The 14705-nt window shown below is 64.6% G+C and carries 14 protein-coding genes and 1 tRNA gene; 9 read left to right on the forward strand and 6 right to left on the reverse strand.

The features are described 5' to 3' along the window. A complete protein-coding gene (locus M3465_RS09840; protein ID WP_249501546.1) occupies nucleotides 1–1335 on the forward strand; it encodes a sigma-54-dependent transcriptional regulator in 1335 nt (444 codons plus the stop codon). Between the two features lie 66 nt (nucleotides 1336–1401). On the opposite strand, the gene M3465_RS09845 is transcribed toward M3465_RS09840, so the two are convergent. After that, entirely contained in the window at nucleotides 1402–1845 is a 444-nt protein-coding gene (locus M3465_RS09845) for a disulfide bond formation protein B (protein WP_283255021.1), read from the reverse strand. Nucleotides 1846–1865: 20 nt separating this feature from the next. Then, the gene (locus tag M3465_RS09850; protein ID WP_249501548.1) at nucleotides 1866–2444 is read right to left on the reverse strand and encodes a YqaA family protein; all 579 of its coding nucleotides are present in this window, start codon (nucleotides 2442–2444) and stop codon (nucleotides 1866–1868) included. 122 nt (nucleotides 2445–2566) lie between these two features. Between M3465_RS09850 and M3465_RS09855 the strand changes: the two genes are divergently transcribed. From M3465_RS09855 to M3465_RS09880, 6 genes are all read left to right on the forward strand, one after another. Then, a tRNA-Leu gene (locus tag M3465_RS09855) sits at nucleotides 2567–2652 on the forward strand. Nucleotides 2653–2750: 98 nt separating this feature from the next. After that, a complete protein-coding gene (locus M3465_RS09860) occupies nucleotides 2751–3830 on the forward strand; it encodes a glycosyltransferase family 4 protein (RefSeq protein WP_249501549.1) in 1080 nt (359 codons plus the stop codon). 156 nt (nucleotides 3831–3986) lie between these two features. Beyond that, complete coding sequence (locus M3465_RS09865; RefSeq protein WP_249501550.1) at nucleotides 3987–4643, forward strand: ABC transporter ATP-binding protein; 657 nt, start codon at nucleotides 3987–3989, stop codon at nucleotides 4641–4643. Then, entirely contained in the window at nucleotides 4640–7033 is a 2394-nt protein-coding gene (locus M3465_RS09870; protein ID WP_249501551.1) for an ABC transporter permease, read from the forward strand. Before M3465_RS09865 ends, M3465_RS09870 begins: the two co-directional genes overlap by 4 nt. Continuing rightward, nucleotides 7023–8072 (forward strand): lipocalin-like domain-containing protein, encoded by a 1050-nt coding sequence (locus tag M3465_RS09875; RefSeq protein WP_249501552.1) that lies wholly within the window; start codon nucleotides 7023–7025, stop codon nucleotides 8070–8072. Before M3465_RS09870 ends, M3465_RS09875 begins: the two co-directional genes overlap by 11 nt. After that, on the forward strand, nucleotides 8065–8610 hold the full coding sequence (locus M3465_RS09880) for a pyridoxamine 5'-phosphate oxidase family protein (protein WP_249501553.1): 546 nt from the start codon (nucleotides 8065–8067) through the stop codon (nucleotides 8608–8610). Before M3465_RS09875 ends, M3465_RS09880 begins: the two co-directional genes overlap by 8 nt. 247 nt (nucleotides 8611–8857) lie before the next feature. Here M3465_RS09880 and M3465_RS09885 read toward each other — a convergent pair whose 3' ends face one another. The 4 genes from M3465_RS09885 to M3465_RS09900 all read right to left on the reverse strand — a co-directional run bounded on the left by M3465_RS09885 (nucleotide 8858) and on the right by M3465_RS09900 (nucleotide 12975). Continuing rightward, nucleotides 8858–10174, reverse strand: coding sequence for an HlyC/CorC family transporter (locus M3465_RS09885; RefSeq protein WP_249501554.1), 1317 nt, complete (start codon nucleotides 10172–10174; stop codon nucleotides 8858–8860). Nucleotides 10175–10242: 68 nt separating this feature from the next. Then, complete coding sequence (locus tag M3465_RS09890; protein ID WP_249501555.1) at nucleotides 10243–11169, reverse strand: site-specific tyrosine recombinase XerD; 927 nt, start codon at nucleotides 11167–11169, stop codon at nucleotides 10243–10245. Then, complete coding sequence (locus M3465_RS09895) at nucleotides 11166–12683, reverse strand: hypothetical protein (protein ID WP_249501556.1); 1518 nt, start codon at nucleotides 12681–12683, stop codon at nucleotides 11166–11168. The genes M3465_RS09890 and M3465_RS09895 overlap by 4 nt, the downstream gene beginning before the upstream one ends. A 22-nt stretch (nucleotides 12684–12705) precedes the next feature. Next, entirely contained in the window at nucleotides 12706–12975 is a 270-nt protein-coding gene (locus M3465_RS09900) for a hypothetical protein (protein ID WP_249501634.1), read from the reverse strand. 11 nt (nucleotides 12976–12986) lie between these two features. On the opposite strand from M3465_RS09900, the gene M3465_RS09905 reads away from it, so the two are divergent. Together M3465_RS09905 and aroB are read left to right on the forward strand one after the other, a co-directional pair. Beyond that, nucleotides 12987–13535, forward strand: a complete 549-nt coding sequence (locus M3465_RS09905) for a shikimate kinase (protein ID WP_249501557.1) — start codon at nucleotides 12987–12989, stop codon at nucleotides 13533–13535. Continuing rightward, nucleotides 13532–14659: a 3-dehydroquinate synthase gene (gene aroB, locus M3465_RS09910; RefSeq protein ID WP_249501558.1), complete on the forward strand. Its 1128-nt coding sequence runs from the start codon at nucleotides 13532–13534 to the stop codon at nucleotides 14657–14659. Before M3465_RS09905 ends, aroB begins: the two co-directional genes overlap by 4 nt. Nucleotides 14660–14705: the final 46 nt, after the last annotated feature.

Consider the following 14705-nt stretch of genomic DNA (forward strand, 5'->3'; position numbering starts at 1 on the left):
ATGGGAAAAGCCATGAAAATCGCGATCGTCGACGACGAGAAGGACATGCGCCAGTCGATCAGCCAATGGCTGGCATTGTCGGGCTATGACACCGAGACTTTCTCCAGCGCCGAAGAGGCCCTGGGGGCGGTCGGTCCGGATTATCCGGGCATCGTCATCTCGGATATCAAGATGCCGGGCATGGACGGGATCGCGCTCTTGCGCAAGCTAATGGGATCGGACAGCGCGCTTCCGGTGATCATGATCACCGGACACGGCGATGTGCCCATCGCCGTCGAAGCCATGCGCATCGGCGCGTTCGACTTCCTGGAAAAGCCGTTCAACCCGGACCGCATGTCGGAACTGGCCAAGAAGGCGACCAATGCGCGCCGCCTGACGCTGGACAACCGCGCGCTGCGGCGCGAGCTTGGCGACGGCACGCAGATGATGCGCAAGCTGATCGGCGCGAGCCCCGCGATGGAGCGGCTTCGCGAGGACATTCTCGATCTCGGTCAGGCGGATGGGCATGTCCTGATCGATGGAGAAACCGGAACCGGCAAGACGCTGGTGGCTCATGCGCTTCATGCCGTGGGCAGCCGGGCGGGCAAGAAATTCGTCCTGCTTTCCTGTGCGGCGATGGATGAGGATACGCTGATCCAGCGGCTCTTCGGCCCGATGCAGCCTGACGATCATCGCCTCCCGGCGATCGAGGAGGCGCGCGGCGGCACCTTGGTTCTGGAGGATATCGAGGCGCTCTCGGACAGCGCGCAGGCGCGGCTGCTGACCGTGATCAACGATCAGGGCAATCCGCCAGAGACGCGGATCGTGGCGATCTGCAACCTTCAGGACGAAGGCCGCACCTGCGAGGACGCGCTGCGCTCCGATCTCTACTACCGGCTGGCCGCGCTCAAGATCACCACACCCCCCTTGCGCAACCGGGGCGAGGATATCCTGACGCTCTTCACCGCGCTCGCCGAGCAGTATGCCGATGAATATGGCTGCGACGCCCCCCAGGTCAGCGCGCAGGAGGCCGCTCAGCTGTTGCAGGCGCCCTGGCCCGGCAATGTGCGCCAGCTCATCAACCTGGCCGAACGCGCGGTTCTCCAGTCGCGTCGCGGCACCGGCACAATCGCGTCGCTGCTGATGTCCGATCATGACGAGATGCAGCCGGTGATGACGACCGAAGGCAAGCCGCTCAAGGAATATGTCGAGGCGTTCGAGCGGATGCTGATCGACAACACGATGCGGCGGCATCGCGGATCGATCTCCTCGGTGATGGACGAGCTGTGCCTGCCGCGCCGGACGCTGAACGAGAAGATGGCGAAATACGGGCTGCAGCGCGCCGATTACCTATAGGCGCGCCCGATGCGTCGACGCATCGGACTGTTTGCGTTGACGCAAACAGGCGCCCGGCGCGGCCCGTTAAGCCGGTTTGCGGGCCGCGGCGATCCAGATCGCGACCAGAACGCAGGACGCGATCATGTTCCAGCTCGCCATCGACAGCCCGAACATCTCCCACGGCACCTCGTCGCAGCGCACCACCGGGGCGGTCATGATGCGGTCGAAAAGCTCGTCGCTGCTCAGCCCGCCGATGGGCTGTGCCGAACAGGAGGTAAAGCCCGGCCACCAGCCGCGTTCCACCCCGGTGTGCAAGCCGGCGATCGCCGCGGAAGTGAACGCCATCGCCGCGCCCAGCCAGGCCAGCGCCGCCTCGCCGTAGCGCAGCGCGATCAGGCCGATGGCGATCGCGATCAGATGCGGATAGCGCTGCCAGAGGCACATCTCGCAAGGCGCCATTCCGCCGATATACTGAAAGCCCCAGGCGCCGATCATCAGCGCGAGCGAGCCTCCGGCGGCAAGCAGCATCAGGGGTTTTCGCGTCCGCGTCACATATACCTCACGATATAGAATCCGCCGATCAACAAACCGATAAACCCGGTGAACACAAGGCCGAGCCGCCGTTCTATGAAATCACGAACCGGTGTGCCGAACGCCCGCAGCAGTCCGGCAACGACGAAGAAGCGCAGCGCCCTGGCGATGATCGACGTGACGAGGAACGTGCCCATCGGCATCGCCGTCCAGCCCGACATGATGGTGATGACCTTGTAGGGAAAGGGCGTAACCCCCGCGATCAGCACCGCCCAGAACCCCACGCCGTTGAACTTGACGTTGAACGCCTCCATCGCCTCGGCCTTGCCGAGCGCGCTCAGGATCGGTGCGCCGATGGTCTCGTAAAAGAAATACCCGATGCCGTAGCCCAGAACGCCGCCCAGCACGGACGCGGCTGTCGCCACCAGCGCGATGAGCCACGCCCGCGACGGGCGCGCGAGGATCATCGGGATCATCAGCACATCTGGCGGTATTGGAAAGACCGAGCTTTCAACGAACGCGACCGCCGCCAGCACCCAGAGCGCACGCGGATGATCCGCCAGCGCCATGGTCCAATCGTAGAGGTTTCTGAGCATCCGGTCCCCGCAAGAAGCAGCACGGCTAGAGCATGCAGGCCCCGATCGGTCAAGGCCAAGCGAAGATTTCGGGATTTTTTACGCTGGACGCGCCCGAAGCGCTTGGATAGGAAAAGCCCGTGGCCCAAGTGGCGGAATGGTAGACGCAGGGGATTCAAAATCCCCCGCCTTTACGGGCGTGTGAGTTCGAGTCTCACCTTGGGCACCACCTTCGCTTTCATCAGTATCTCATCCAGGTTGCGCGAAATTTCCGGCGGGAACTGCTCTTGCTCATCGTCGTTCTTCGAGCATGGCAGGGAGCGCAGGATGATCGAAGGTCAGGGGCAACATGCAAAACAGCCCGATAGCGGCGCAAATCACCCCTCCGCGTGCCGCGTCCGCATCGCGATTGTCGATCCTTGCAGCGCATCGGCGTATGATCTTCCCTCGCTGGGCCAAGGCGGTCTTGGTGGCACCGAGGCCACGATCCTGCGCATGGCCCGCGCGCTTGGCTCGCATTGCGACATCACCCATTTCCAAGGCGGGCGCGCGCAGCCCGGCCGGAGCGCTGCCGGGAGGTTGATGCCCCTGAAGGACGGGCTCGGGGTGCTGGGCTGCGATATCGCCATTGTCATCAATCGCTGGAAGGTTGCGCTGAGGCTGCGCAAACGCAATCCCTCTCTTCCAATCCTGCTTTGGCTGCATGTCTATCCGGGCCGGCACAATCGCAAGATGGGCGCTGCACTGAAGGCGGCGGGTGTTCCTGTGATCTGCGTCTCGCACACCCATGCGCGCACTCTCTCGGCGTTTCTGGGGCGTCGGGACACACCGCCGCTGCGTGTGATCTACAACCCGATCGACGACGATCTGGCGCCCGACGAAACGCCCCGCGACTGCAATCGGCTGCTGTTCGCAAGTTCTCCCCACAAGGGGCTTGCCGAGGTGTTCGCGCAGTTCGAAACGCTGCGCAGCGCGCTGCCCGATCTTGAATTGGCGGTCGCCGATCCCGGTTACCTCGCATGGAGGACCGGGGCGGTGCCGAAGGGCGTCCGCTTTCTGGGCGAGCTGCCTCATCCCGACCTGATCGCCGAGATGCGTCGGTCACTATGTCTGTTCTACCCTCAGACCAGCTTCGCAGAAACCTTCGGGCTGGTGCTCGCCGAAGCGAATGCGGTCGGCATACCCGCGCTCGTTCACGCGGGTCTTGGCGCGAATTCCGAAATTTTGGATGATCCCAAGCAATGTGTGAACGGACACGAGCCTGCGCAGCTTCTGGACAGGGTGCGCGAATGGAGGGAAACACCGCCGCGCATCACCGGGCGGGACGAGTTCCGCCTAAGCCGCGTCGCCGAAAAGTGGCTCGACATGCTTTGCGCGTCGGTGCCAGCGCGAGCGCGTGAGCCCTGAACCCGGCGGAGGTTTACGATTTCCTCACGAATTGGCGGCACTTTAGCGGCATGGCTATGTTTCTTCTCTCCCTGCTCGCTGCGGCGCTTTGTTTGTCTTCGGGCCTTTTTCCCGCCGGGGCCTTTCCATCGCCCGCGGGCGTGATAGCTCACGCGCATGGTTCTGGACGTTCGCGATCTCCAAAAATCCTTCCCGGGCGCCGAGGGCGATGTTCCGGTGCTGCGCGGCATCGATCTGTCGATGCGCGAGGGCGAGACCCTTGCGCTTACCGGAGAATCGGGATCGGGGAAAAGCACTCTGTTGCATCTGATCGGCGGGTTGGACACGCCCGATGCGGGGCGGATCCGCCTAGCCGGTCAGGATATCACCGGCATGAACGATGCCGCGCGTGCCGCGTTGCGCCGCTCGGTCGTCAGCGTGATCTTCCAGCAATTCAATCTCATTCCGTCGCTCACGGTGGGCGCGAATATCGCGTTTCAGGCGCGACTGGCCGGCAGGCTGGACCCTGCGCATGCGGATCGGCTGGCGAACGTTCTCGGTCTCTCGGCGCATCTGGACAAATATCCCGAGGCGCTGTCGGGCGGGCAGCAACAGCGCGTTGCCATCGCGAGGACACTGGCTGCGCGGCCGCAGCTCGTTCTGGCCGATGAGCCGACCGGCAATCTCGATGAGGCGACGGCGGCGAATGTGCTGGATCAGATGCTGGCGCTCGTCACGGAAACCGGGGCCGCGCTTCTTGTCGTGACCCATTCGGAAACGCTGGCATCCCGGATGGAGCGGCGCGCGCACCTCAGCCGGGGGCGGCTTGCATGAGGCGCGCGGCGATGACGGCGCTCCTGTCGCATTGGCGGCGCGCCAAGCTGCAGTTCTTTGCGCTGGTCAGCGGGCTCGCGCTCGCCACCGCGCTCTGGTCTGGCGTTCAGGCGATCAACGCCGAAGCGCGCGCAAGCTACGATGCGGCCGCCGCAAGCGTTGGCGAAGCGCAGTTCGATCAGCTCGTTCCGCGTGCGGGCGACACGGTCGGGCAGGATGTCTTTCTGGCGCTGCGCCTTTCGGGATGGCAGGTGTCACCGGTTCTGGAGGGGCGCATCGGAACGCCGGCGGGTGCGGTGCGCATCCTCGGCCTCGAGCCATTGACGGCGCCCGGCGCGCTTGCGCCGGTGGGCATGACGGATGGAAGCGGGTTGCAAGATTTCCTGACGCCCGGCGTGTTCTTTGCCAGCGCCGAAGTTGCAAATCGCCTTGCGGGCGCGGTCGAGCAGCGTGTCGTCATCGATACCGATATCGCGCCCGGCCTCGCGATCACCGATATCGGAATTGCACAACGGGCGCTGGACCAGCCGGATCGGATAAGCCGTCTGATCGTTGCGCGCGATCAGCCTATGGGCCTTCCACCGATCGATACCATCGCGCCCGATCTGGTCCGGCAAACGGCGCGCGATGCCGGGGCGGGCCGGCTGACCGACAGTTTCCACCTCAACCTGACGGCGTTCGGACTGCTCAGCTTCGCGGTCGGAATTTTCATCGTTCACGGCGCAATCGGCCTCGCCTTCGAGCAACGCCGGAGCCTCGTTCGCACGCTGCGCGCGCTGGGCGTGCCGCTTCGGACACTGGTCGGGCTGATGATCGCTGAACTTGTCGTTCTCGCTCTTGTCGCTGGAGGTATCGGGATCGGACTGGGGTATCTTGTCGCCGCGTTGCTCCTGCCGAACGTCGCGGCGACGCTTCAAGGGCTATACGGCGCGTCGGTGCCGGGTGCCTTGCAGCTGCGCGCGGAATGGGTGCTGTCGGGACTCGCGATCGCGCTCGCCGGCTCCGGGATCGCGGCCTTCGCCGCGCTTTGGAAAATCGCGAGGATGCCGCTTCTCGCGGCCGCGCGGCCGCGGGCTTGGTCTGTCGCCACCGGGCAGGCGGCGTGGCGGTTGGCGGCGCTCTCTGCCGTCCTTCTGGTCACGGCCGGGGGGATCGCCATCTGGGGGCAGGGGCTGATTCTCGGTTTCGCGCTTCTGGCCTGCCTGCTGATCGGTGCGGCGCTCTTCCTGCCGCTCCTGCTGCACGGTGCCGCCCGGACAGGTTCGGCCCTGTCGCGCAGCGCGCTTTGGCAGTGGTTCTGGGCCGACACGCGTCAACAGGTGCCGGGGCTGAGCCTCGCGCTCATGGCGCTGCTTCTGGCGACGGCGGCCAATGTCGGCGTGTCGACCATGGTTTCCAGCTTTCGGCTCACCTTCGTCGAATTTCTCGATCAACGCCTCGCGCCGGAGCTTTATGTCGAGACCGAAGCGGATCGAAGCGCCGAGCTCGAGGCGTTCCTGCAAAGCAGGGCGCGGGAGACACTGCCGCTTCTTTCTATCGAAACCGACATCGCGGGTGTGCCGTCGGAGCTATACGGCGTGCGTGTCGGGCCGACCTATCGCGAGGACTGGCGCCTTCTGGACGGGGGAGCGCAGGCGTGGGACCGTGTCGCGGACGGTTCGGCCGCCGTGGTGAGCGAACAATTCGCGCGGCGCGCCGGATTATGGCTTGGCGATCCCGTGCCGATCGCGCCGGGACAAAGCCCCGTGATCGCAGGGATCGTGGCCGATTACGGCAACCCGCTCGGCCAGATCGTCCTATCCGAGCCGCTGTTCGAAACGCTCTTCCCCGGCGAGGTGCCGACCCGCTTCGGTATCCGCACGAGCACCCCCGAAACCCTGCGACAAGCGCTGATCGACGAGTTCGGCCTGCCGCCGGGCGCGATCACGGACCAGACCCGGATCAAGGCGTTTTCGCTCGATGTGTTCGAGCGGACCTTCGCGGTCACCGGGGCGCTCAACGTGCTGACCCTCGCGGTCGCGGCCTTTGCGATCCTGATGAGCCTGCTTACACTGGCCGCGCTGCGCGTGCCGCAGCTGGCGCCGGCCTGGGCGCTGGGCGTGACGCGCACGGCGCTGGGGCAGCTTGAGTTGCTGCGCGCGGTCGCGCTGGCTTTGGTGACGGTGCTTCTGGCGATCCCGCTGGGGCTGGTTCTGGCCTGGGTGCTTTTGTCCTTCGTCAATGTGGAAGCGTTCGGCTGGAAACTTCCGCTCTTCTTCTTTCCGGCGCAATATGCGCTTCTGGCCGGCTTTGCGCTGGGCGCGGCGGCGCTCGCGGCGCTTTGGCCGGCGCGCAGGCTCGCGCGTATGCCGCCCTCCGAGTTGCTCAAGGTGTTTGCCAATGATCGCTAGGATATGCGCGCTCCTGCTATGGCTTCCCTGCACGGTCGCGGCGCAGGGATTTGCCGGGCTCGGCACGGACGCGGAGGGTTTTGCCGTCCCGCAGCCGGATCCGCAGTTCACCTTTCCCGAAGACCACGGTGCCCATCCCGCCTACCGGATCGAATGGTGGTATCTGACGGCAAATCTGCAAAGCGCGGATGGCACGGAATACGGTGTGCAATGGACGCTCTTCCGTTCGGCGCTCGCGCCTGAAACCCGCGAGGGGTGGCAGGACCCGCAGGTCTGGTTCGCCCATGCGGCCGTGACAACGCCCGAGCGCCATCTGGTCGCGGAACGCATCGCACGCGGGGGGATCGGCCAGGCGGGTGTGACCGCGCAGCCCTTTCGCGCGTGGATCGACGATTGGCACATGGCCGGTCCCGATCTCGACGAACTGACGCTGACGGCGAGCGGCGACGGCTTTCGCTACCGGCTCGACCTCGTCGCGCAAGGACCGCTCGTCTTTCACGGGCAGGAGGGCTATTCGGTGAAATCGGCGCTCGGGCAGGCGAGCTATTACTACTCGCAGCCGTTTTTCGAGGTTCAGGGCACGTTGCTCCTCCCAGAGGGGGAGGTCGAGGTGGCGGGCTCGGCCTGGCTTGATCGGGAATGGTCTTCGCAGCCCTTGGCGGAGACACAATCGGGATGGGACTGGTTTTCGCTCTCCTTCGAAAGCGGCGACAAGCTGATGGGGTTCCTGCTGCGCGACGAGGCCGGTACGAGCTATGGATCGGCCAGCTGGATCACCGCCGCGGGGCAACTCACCGCCTATCCCGATGGCGCCTTCGAAGCGGAGCCATTGAGGCTGCATCGCGTGGCAGGTCGCGATGTGCCGGTCGCGTGGTCAGTCCGCTTGCCGGACCGAGGCGTCGATCTGACGGTTGAGGCGCTCAATCCCGATGCCTGGATGGCGGTTGGGATTCCCTATTGGGAAGGCCCGGTGCAGGTGCGCGGCAGTCATCAGGGGCGCGGATATCTGGAAATGACGGGGTATGAGAGCCGTGACTGAACTGAGCGACTTTCTGGATTTCGGGTGGCGGCATCTCGAAAGGGGCGAGGCCGAGCCGGATGCGGCGGCGCGCTATCCCGTTCTGGCAACGGTGTCGCCGGATGGCGCGCCCGAAGCGCGCACCGTTGTGCTGCGCCGGGCCGAGCGCGATTTGGGAGTTGCCGAAATCTATACCGATATCGCGTCGCACAAGATCGCCTCGCTCAGGGCCGAACCGCGCGCGCAACTGCATGTCTGGGACGCAGACAGCCAGTTGCAACTCAGGTTATCCACAAGGGTCACGCTACTGGATGGAGCGGGGCTTGAGGAACGGTGGTCGCAGCTCGGCGGCGAATCGCGTCTGTCCTATGGAGCCGTGCCGGATCCGGGAGTAACCATCCCGAAAGCGGACGCCTATGACAAGCGCGGCCTGTTCGCACATTTCGCCGTTCTGCAATGCCGGATCCTGTCGATTGAGCTTGTTCATCTCGTAACCCCTCACAAACGCGCGGTATTCTGCGAAACGGATGGCTGGCGCGGCGAATGGTGGGTTCCGTAACGGCATGATTTTTCACAATTCCGTCATTTTCGATCTTGCGCAGGGAGCGGCGTTCAGTATCTTTCGCTCAATCGGCGAGCGGCCGGTTGAAAGACAAAGCCGGTTGCGCCCGGTTTCCGGTGGCAGCAACCGATGAAGATGGGACGGCAGGGGAGAGCCGTCCCGTTTTTTATCCGCAATCTTATCCACACCGCGCGGCGGAGTTTCCATCGATGGAAACTCCAAAATGCCTGGAGGCATTTTGGCGCTAGTCCTGACGCAGCGGCCGGATCTTGAGTGCGGTGATGCGGTTGTGATCGCGCGCCATCACCTCGAAGCGAAAGCCGTGGAAGCTGAACACCTGGCCGACCGTCGGGATCATCTGTGCCTCGTGAATGACCAGCCCGGCGACGGTGTTGGCCTCGTCATCCGGCAGGTTCCAGTCCATCGCACGGTTCAGATCACGAATGGTCATCGCACCGTCGATCCAGAAATTACCGTCCTCGGCACGCTCCACGGGATGTTCGGCGTCCGGGTCGAATTCGTCGGTGATCTCGCCGACGATTTCCTCTAGGATATCCTCCAGCGTGATCAGCCCCTGCAAAGCGCCGTATTCGTCCACCACCAGCGCGAAATGTGTGCGGCGGCGCAGGAACTGGCGCATCTGGTCGTCGAGCGAGGTGCTTTCGGGGATGAAATAGGGCTTCATCGCGACATCGGCGAAACGGAACTTCCGCATTTCTTCCATCGGGCGGTCGCTTTCCTGCATGAACTGATACATCGAACGGAAAAGATCCTTGGCGTGCACGACGCCGATGATGTTCTCCGGCTCACCGCGATAGACGGGCAGGCGGGTGTGGTTCGATTGCAGGCATTGCTGCAGGATGTCCTGCGGCTCGTGATCGGCATTGATCATCTCGATCCCCGAACGGTGCAGCATGACCTCCTCGACCGTGCGGTCGCTCAGATCGAGCGCGCCCAGGATGCGGTCGCGATCCTCCTTTTCGACCACGCCCTCGGAATGGCCCAGATGCAGCGCGCCGGCGATTTCTTCGCGCACGGCGAGGATCTGACTGTCTGGATCGGTCTTGACGCCGAAGACGCGCAGCACACCGCGAACCAGAACGCGCACCGCGCCGACGACCGGCGAGAACACCTTCACCACCACCGCGATCACCGGCGAAACGGTGCTGGCGGCAGTTTCGGGATTGGTGATCGCATAAGTCTTCGGCAGCACCTCGGCGAAGATCAGCACCAGCATCGTCATCACCAGAGTCGCGAGAGCCACGCCGGATTCGCCGAACAGTTTGGTAAAAAGTGCCGTCGCCAGCGATGTGGCAAGGATGTTGACGAGATTGTTGCCGAGCAGGACCGAACCGATCAGCCTCTCGTTGTCTTCGGTGATGGCAAGCGCCCGCGCCGCGCCTTTCGAACCCTTGTCCGTCATCGAACGCAGTTTGCCGCGCGATGCGGCCGTCAGCGCGGTTTCCGAGCCGGAAAAGAAGGCCGAGAGGAACAGAAGGCACAAGATTGCGGCGGCGGTGATCCAGAGTGCGGCATCGGCCGCCGATGATGCGGGTTCCATTGGGTCCAACTTATTGACAGGTTTCACACGTTATGGGGCCGAGCGCCGCCGCGTTCAAGATGCCGGGATCAGCCCTTTGCCAACGGGTGATGATCCAGCACCAGCTCGCGCAGCCGTTCTTCGAGCACATGGGTATAAATCTCGGTGGTGGACACATCGGCATGGCCCAGAAAGGTCTGGATCGCGCGCAGATCGGCACCATTGGCCAGCAAATGTGTCGCAAAGGCGTGACGGAGCGTGTGCGGCGTGACCTTGTCCGGCGAGACGCCAGCTCGCACGGCCAAATCCTTGATCAGGATATAGAAGGCATGTCGGGTGAGATGCCCCGATTTGCCACGCGAGGGAAAGAGGAAACCCGATTCCGGCTTGCCCGCCATCCGTGCCGCATCCTCGTCGGCCATCCGCTGCGCAAGCCACTCGCGCAGCGCCATACGCGCCGGCGGAGACAGGGGCACCATGCGTTCCTTGCCGCCCTTGCCCCGGATCAGCAGCATCCTCGGATCGCCCTTGGCCGCGCTCAACGGCAGCGAGACCAACTCGCTCACCCGCATCCCGGTGGCGTAGAGCAGCTCCATCAGACAGGCGTTGCGCAAGCGGTCCGCTGCGCTGCGCCCGTGGGCCCGCGCTGCGTCCAAAAGCCGGTCCACCTCTTCAGTCGACACGGTCTTGGGCAGACGCTTGTCGCGTCCCGGACCGCTGATCTGAACCGCCGGATTGTCGGCGCGCAAGCCTTCCTCGAAACAGAAGCGGTAAAGCTGCTTGATCGCCGAAAGTCGCCGCGCGCGCGTCGATTTCGCCAATCCCTGCGCGTCGCAATGGACGAGATATGCTTCGACATCCGCTTTCTGCGCGGTTGCAAGGTCGGACTTGCTATGCGCAAGCCAAGCGCTGAAATCGGACAGATCGCGCGCGTAGGCAAGCTGAGTGTTGTTCGCCGCGCCCCGCTCAGCGGCTTGAGCTTCAAGAAAGCCCGAGACCAGATGCGCGTCCTTCATCGCCTTGCGCTTTCCATATCGAGGATCACGAGCTGAAGCGCGGCGCGCCGGGCCACGTCCTCCAATCCGAAACTGCGCAGGATGCGAATGGACTCGGTCAAATCGTCATGATTGCCCTCCGCGCCGCTGTCGAACCGTTCGAGCGCAATCAGAAGCGCTTCCCCGATCCGGTCCTGCGCAGCCATGCTGGCAATATCTGAGGGCAGGTCCGCGGCTCTCGTCCAGCCCTGTGCAAGCGCGGTCGCGTAGGGCAAATCCGGCAAATATCCATCCGGTGCGCCGCGGGCGATGCCCGCCAGAAAGGCGAGCGTTGCATCGTCGCTTTGCGCCAATCCGTGCGCCGCGGCTTCATACCCATCCGACAGAAGACCGGCGAAACCGGCAATCCGCGCGGCACGCCCGGCAAGCGGCATATCCTGCAACCGGTCCGCGAAGAGGTTGGAGAAGGGCACCAGCAACCCGGCGCTGCGCATCTGCGGCCAGACCTTTTCCAGAGCGACGGAAATCTTGCCCGCATCTTGCGTCTCCAGCGCAGCCTCGAAACGCTGTAGCGCCTCGACACGGTCCCAGATGCCACCAGACGCCGCGCGCATCTGGTCGGTATAGACGCCAAGAAGCTGGTTGCCGTCGATGGCACCGGCCCGCGCCAGCCGCTCCGCCGCTTGCAACTGCGCCCGCCAGCCCGAATCGCCGCTCAGCTCGACCACGGCGAAGGGCAGGGGCAGCGGTGCGGTCGGCAGCGCCTCTCCGATCGCCTCGAACAGCCGGAACTGCAGCGGGCTCGGACGCACGGGCGGTCGCAAAGGACGCGCTTCTTCGGCATATTCGGGATCGAGGAACCGCAGCAGCAATTCACTGTCGCGCCCGTTCAGATGGCCCAGCGCATGGCCGGTCTGGTAAATCGTCATCGCGCGCGGATAATCGCCGCCGCGCGTCGCGCACCAGATGCGCGCCGCCAGATCGCGGCTCAGGCGCGGGCGCGCGTTGAGCATCCGGCAAAGCGCGTCGTCGGAACCCGTCAGCAGGGCCAGATCGAAGGCGAGCGAGAAAAGCTCCGGCGTCAGCGGTCCGACCCGGTCCAGCAGCGCCTCGGCCGGTGCGACAAGCCCATGATCGTAAAGCGCGGCAACCCGGGCCCGAAGCAGCGCCGTTCCGTCACCGCCCGCAGGCGGCACGGCCTCGGCCAGCAGCAGCGTATGATAGAGCGAATCGAGCGCCGGCACCGAGGGCGCGCGCCCTTGCAGCCGTTCGATCAGATCGATCAGCCGCGCCTCCGAACTGCCCCGCCAGAGCGTTTGCGGCAATCCGGTGACAGAGGTCGGCAAAAGCCCCGCGCCGCCGATCTCGGGCGCGCCGAGCGGGCGCGAATCGACCTTCGGCACCGCCGCGCTCTGCGCCACCGGAGGCTCGAAGGCGCGCGGCGCGATGGTCACGGCGGGTGTGACATCCCGCTGCATCGTCAACCAGTCGATCGCCGAAAGCGGCGCGTCCTGCGCGCTGGCAGCCGAGGTCATCCCGGCCGCGATCAAGAAAGCTCTAATCCGCATCCAACGTCACAGGCTGCCTGATTTCGGTCTGCGGAGGCGAGAAATCCGCGCCGAAAAACGGCCCGACATACGCATAGGCCACCAGCGCCACCGCACCGATGATCGCCAGGTAAATCAACCACTTCAGAATCCGCCCCACGAAACCCTCGCCTGCCTTGTCTGTTTTTTTGCAACTTATAACTGGCAATTCCAACAATATCACGTCATTCAACCGATCACGCCGGAAAATTGGCGGCACTTGGCCGACACTGCGGAACATCACGGGCGCGAATGCAGTCGAGACTGAAAAAAACGGTTGTCTTGGTGGGCATGATGGGGGCGGGGAAAACCGCCGTCGGCAAGGCGCTGGCGGCAGCATTGCATGCGCCATTTATCGATTCGGATGCCGAGATCGAAAAAGCCGCCAACATGACGATCCCCGAGATCTTCGCCCGCGACGGAGAGCCGTTCTTTCGGCGCAAGGAACGTCAGGTGATCTCCCGCCTGCTGAGCTCGGAAAGCTGCATCCTCTCCACCGGAGGCGGTGCGTTTCTCGCGCCCGAGAACCGCACCATCATTTCCGCCAAGGGCGTGTCGGTCTGGCTCGATGCCGATCTCGACCTGCTCTGGAGCCGCGTGAAGCACAAGGATACCCGGCCGTTGCTGCGCGTGCCCGATCCATATGCCGCGCTTGACCGAATCTTTAAGGAGCGCGTTCCGATCTACGCCAAGGCCGATATAAGCGTCCGGTCCGAACCCGGCCTGTCGATCGACGATATGGCTGGCCGCGTCATCGCCGCGCTGCGCAGCCGCCCCGATGTGCTCAAGGAGCCCGCATGATCCAGACCGTCCACGTCCCGCTTCCGGGCCGCGCCTATGACGTCCGCATTGGTCCCGATCTCCTCGCCCGTGCCGGCGCGGAAATCGCCCCCCATCTCGCGCGCCCCCGGGTCGCCGTCGTCACCGATGCCCATGTCGCCGATTTGCATCTGCCGGCGCTCGAACGGGCGCTTTCGGCCGAGGGGATCGCGTCGGTCAGCCTGACCCTGCCGGCGGGAGAGGCGACGAAATCCTGGCCCCATTTCACGCGCTGCGTCGAATGGCTGCTCGATCAGCAGGTCGAACGCCGTGACGTGGTCATCGCACTGGGCGGCGGCGTGATCGGCGATCTCGTCGGCTTCGCCGCCGCCGTCCTGCGCCGCGGCGTGCGTTTCGTGCAGGTGCCGACCTCGCTGCTTGCCCAGGTGGACAGCTCCGTCGGCGGCAAGACGGGGATCAACGCACCGCAGGGCAAGAACCTGATCGGCGCGTTCCACCAGCCCGCTCTGGTGCTGGCCGATATCTCTGTCCTGCAAAGCCTGACCGACCGCGATTTCCTCGCCGGCATGGGCGAGGTGGTGAAATACGGCCTTCTGGGCGATGAGCGCTTTTTCGAATGGCAGGAACGTCATGCCGAGGATCTCAAGACCCGCGATCCGGGTGCGCTCGGTCACGCCGTGCGCCGGTCGGTCGAGATGAAAGCGGATATCGTGCTGCGCGATGAAACTGAACAGGGCGACCGCGCGCTTCTCAATCTCGGCCACACTTTCTGTCATGCTCTCGAAGCCGCGACCGGCTATTCGAACCGCCTGCTGCATGGCGAGGGCGTTGCCATCGGCTGCACACTGGCCTTCGATCTTTCCGCGCAACTCGGCCTCTGCGCGCAGGAAGACCCCAGCCGCCTGCGCGCGCTGTTGGCGCAGACGGGCATGGCCGCGAGCGTCGGCGATATCGACGGCGATCTGCCGGATGCACAAACCCTGCTCGACTTGATGAAACAGGACAAGAAGGTCGTGGATGGCAAGCTGACCTTCATCCTCGCCCGCGCCATCGGAGAGGCCTTCATGACCTCAGATGTCCCGCAGGACGCCGTCGAACAGCTCCTGGAGGATGCGCTCGCCGCGCGCTCCCTTTCTTCTTGCTGAAAATATCCCGGGGGGTCCGGGGGGCTGGCCCCCCGGTGCCGGCGAA

This window comes from Marivita sp. GX14005 (assembly GCF_023370775.1).
Lineage (GTDB): Bacteria > Pseudomonadota > Alphaproteobacteria > Rhodobacterales > Rhodobacteraceae > Marivita.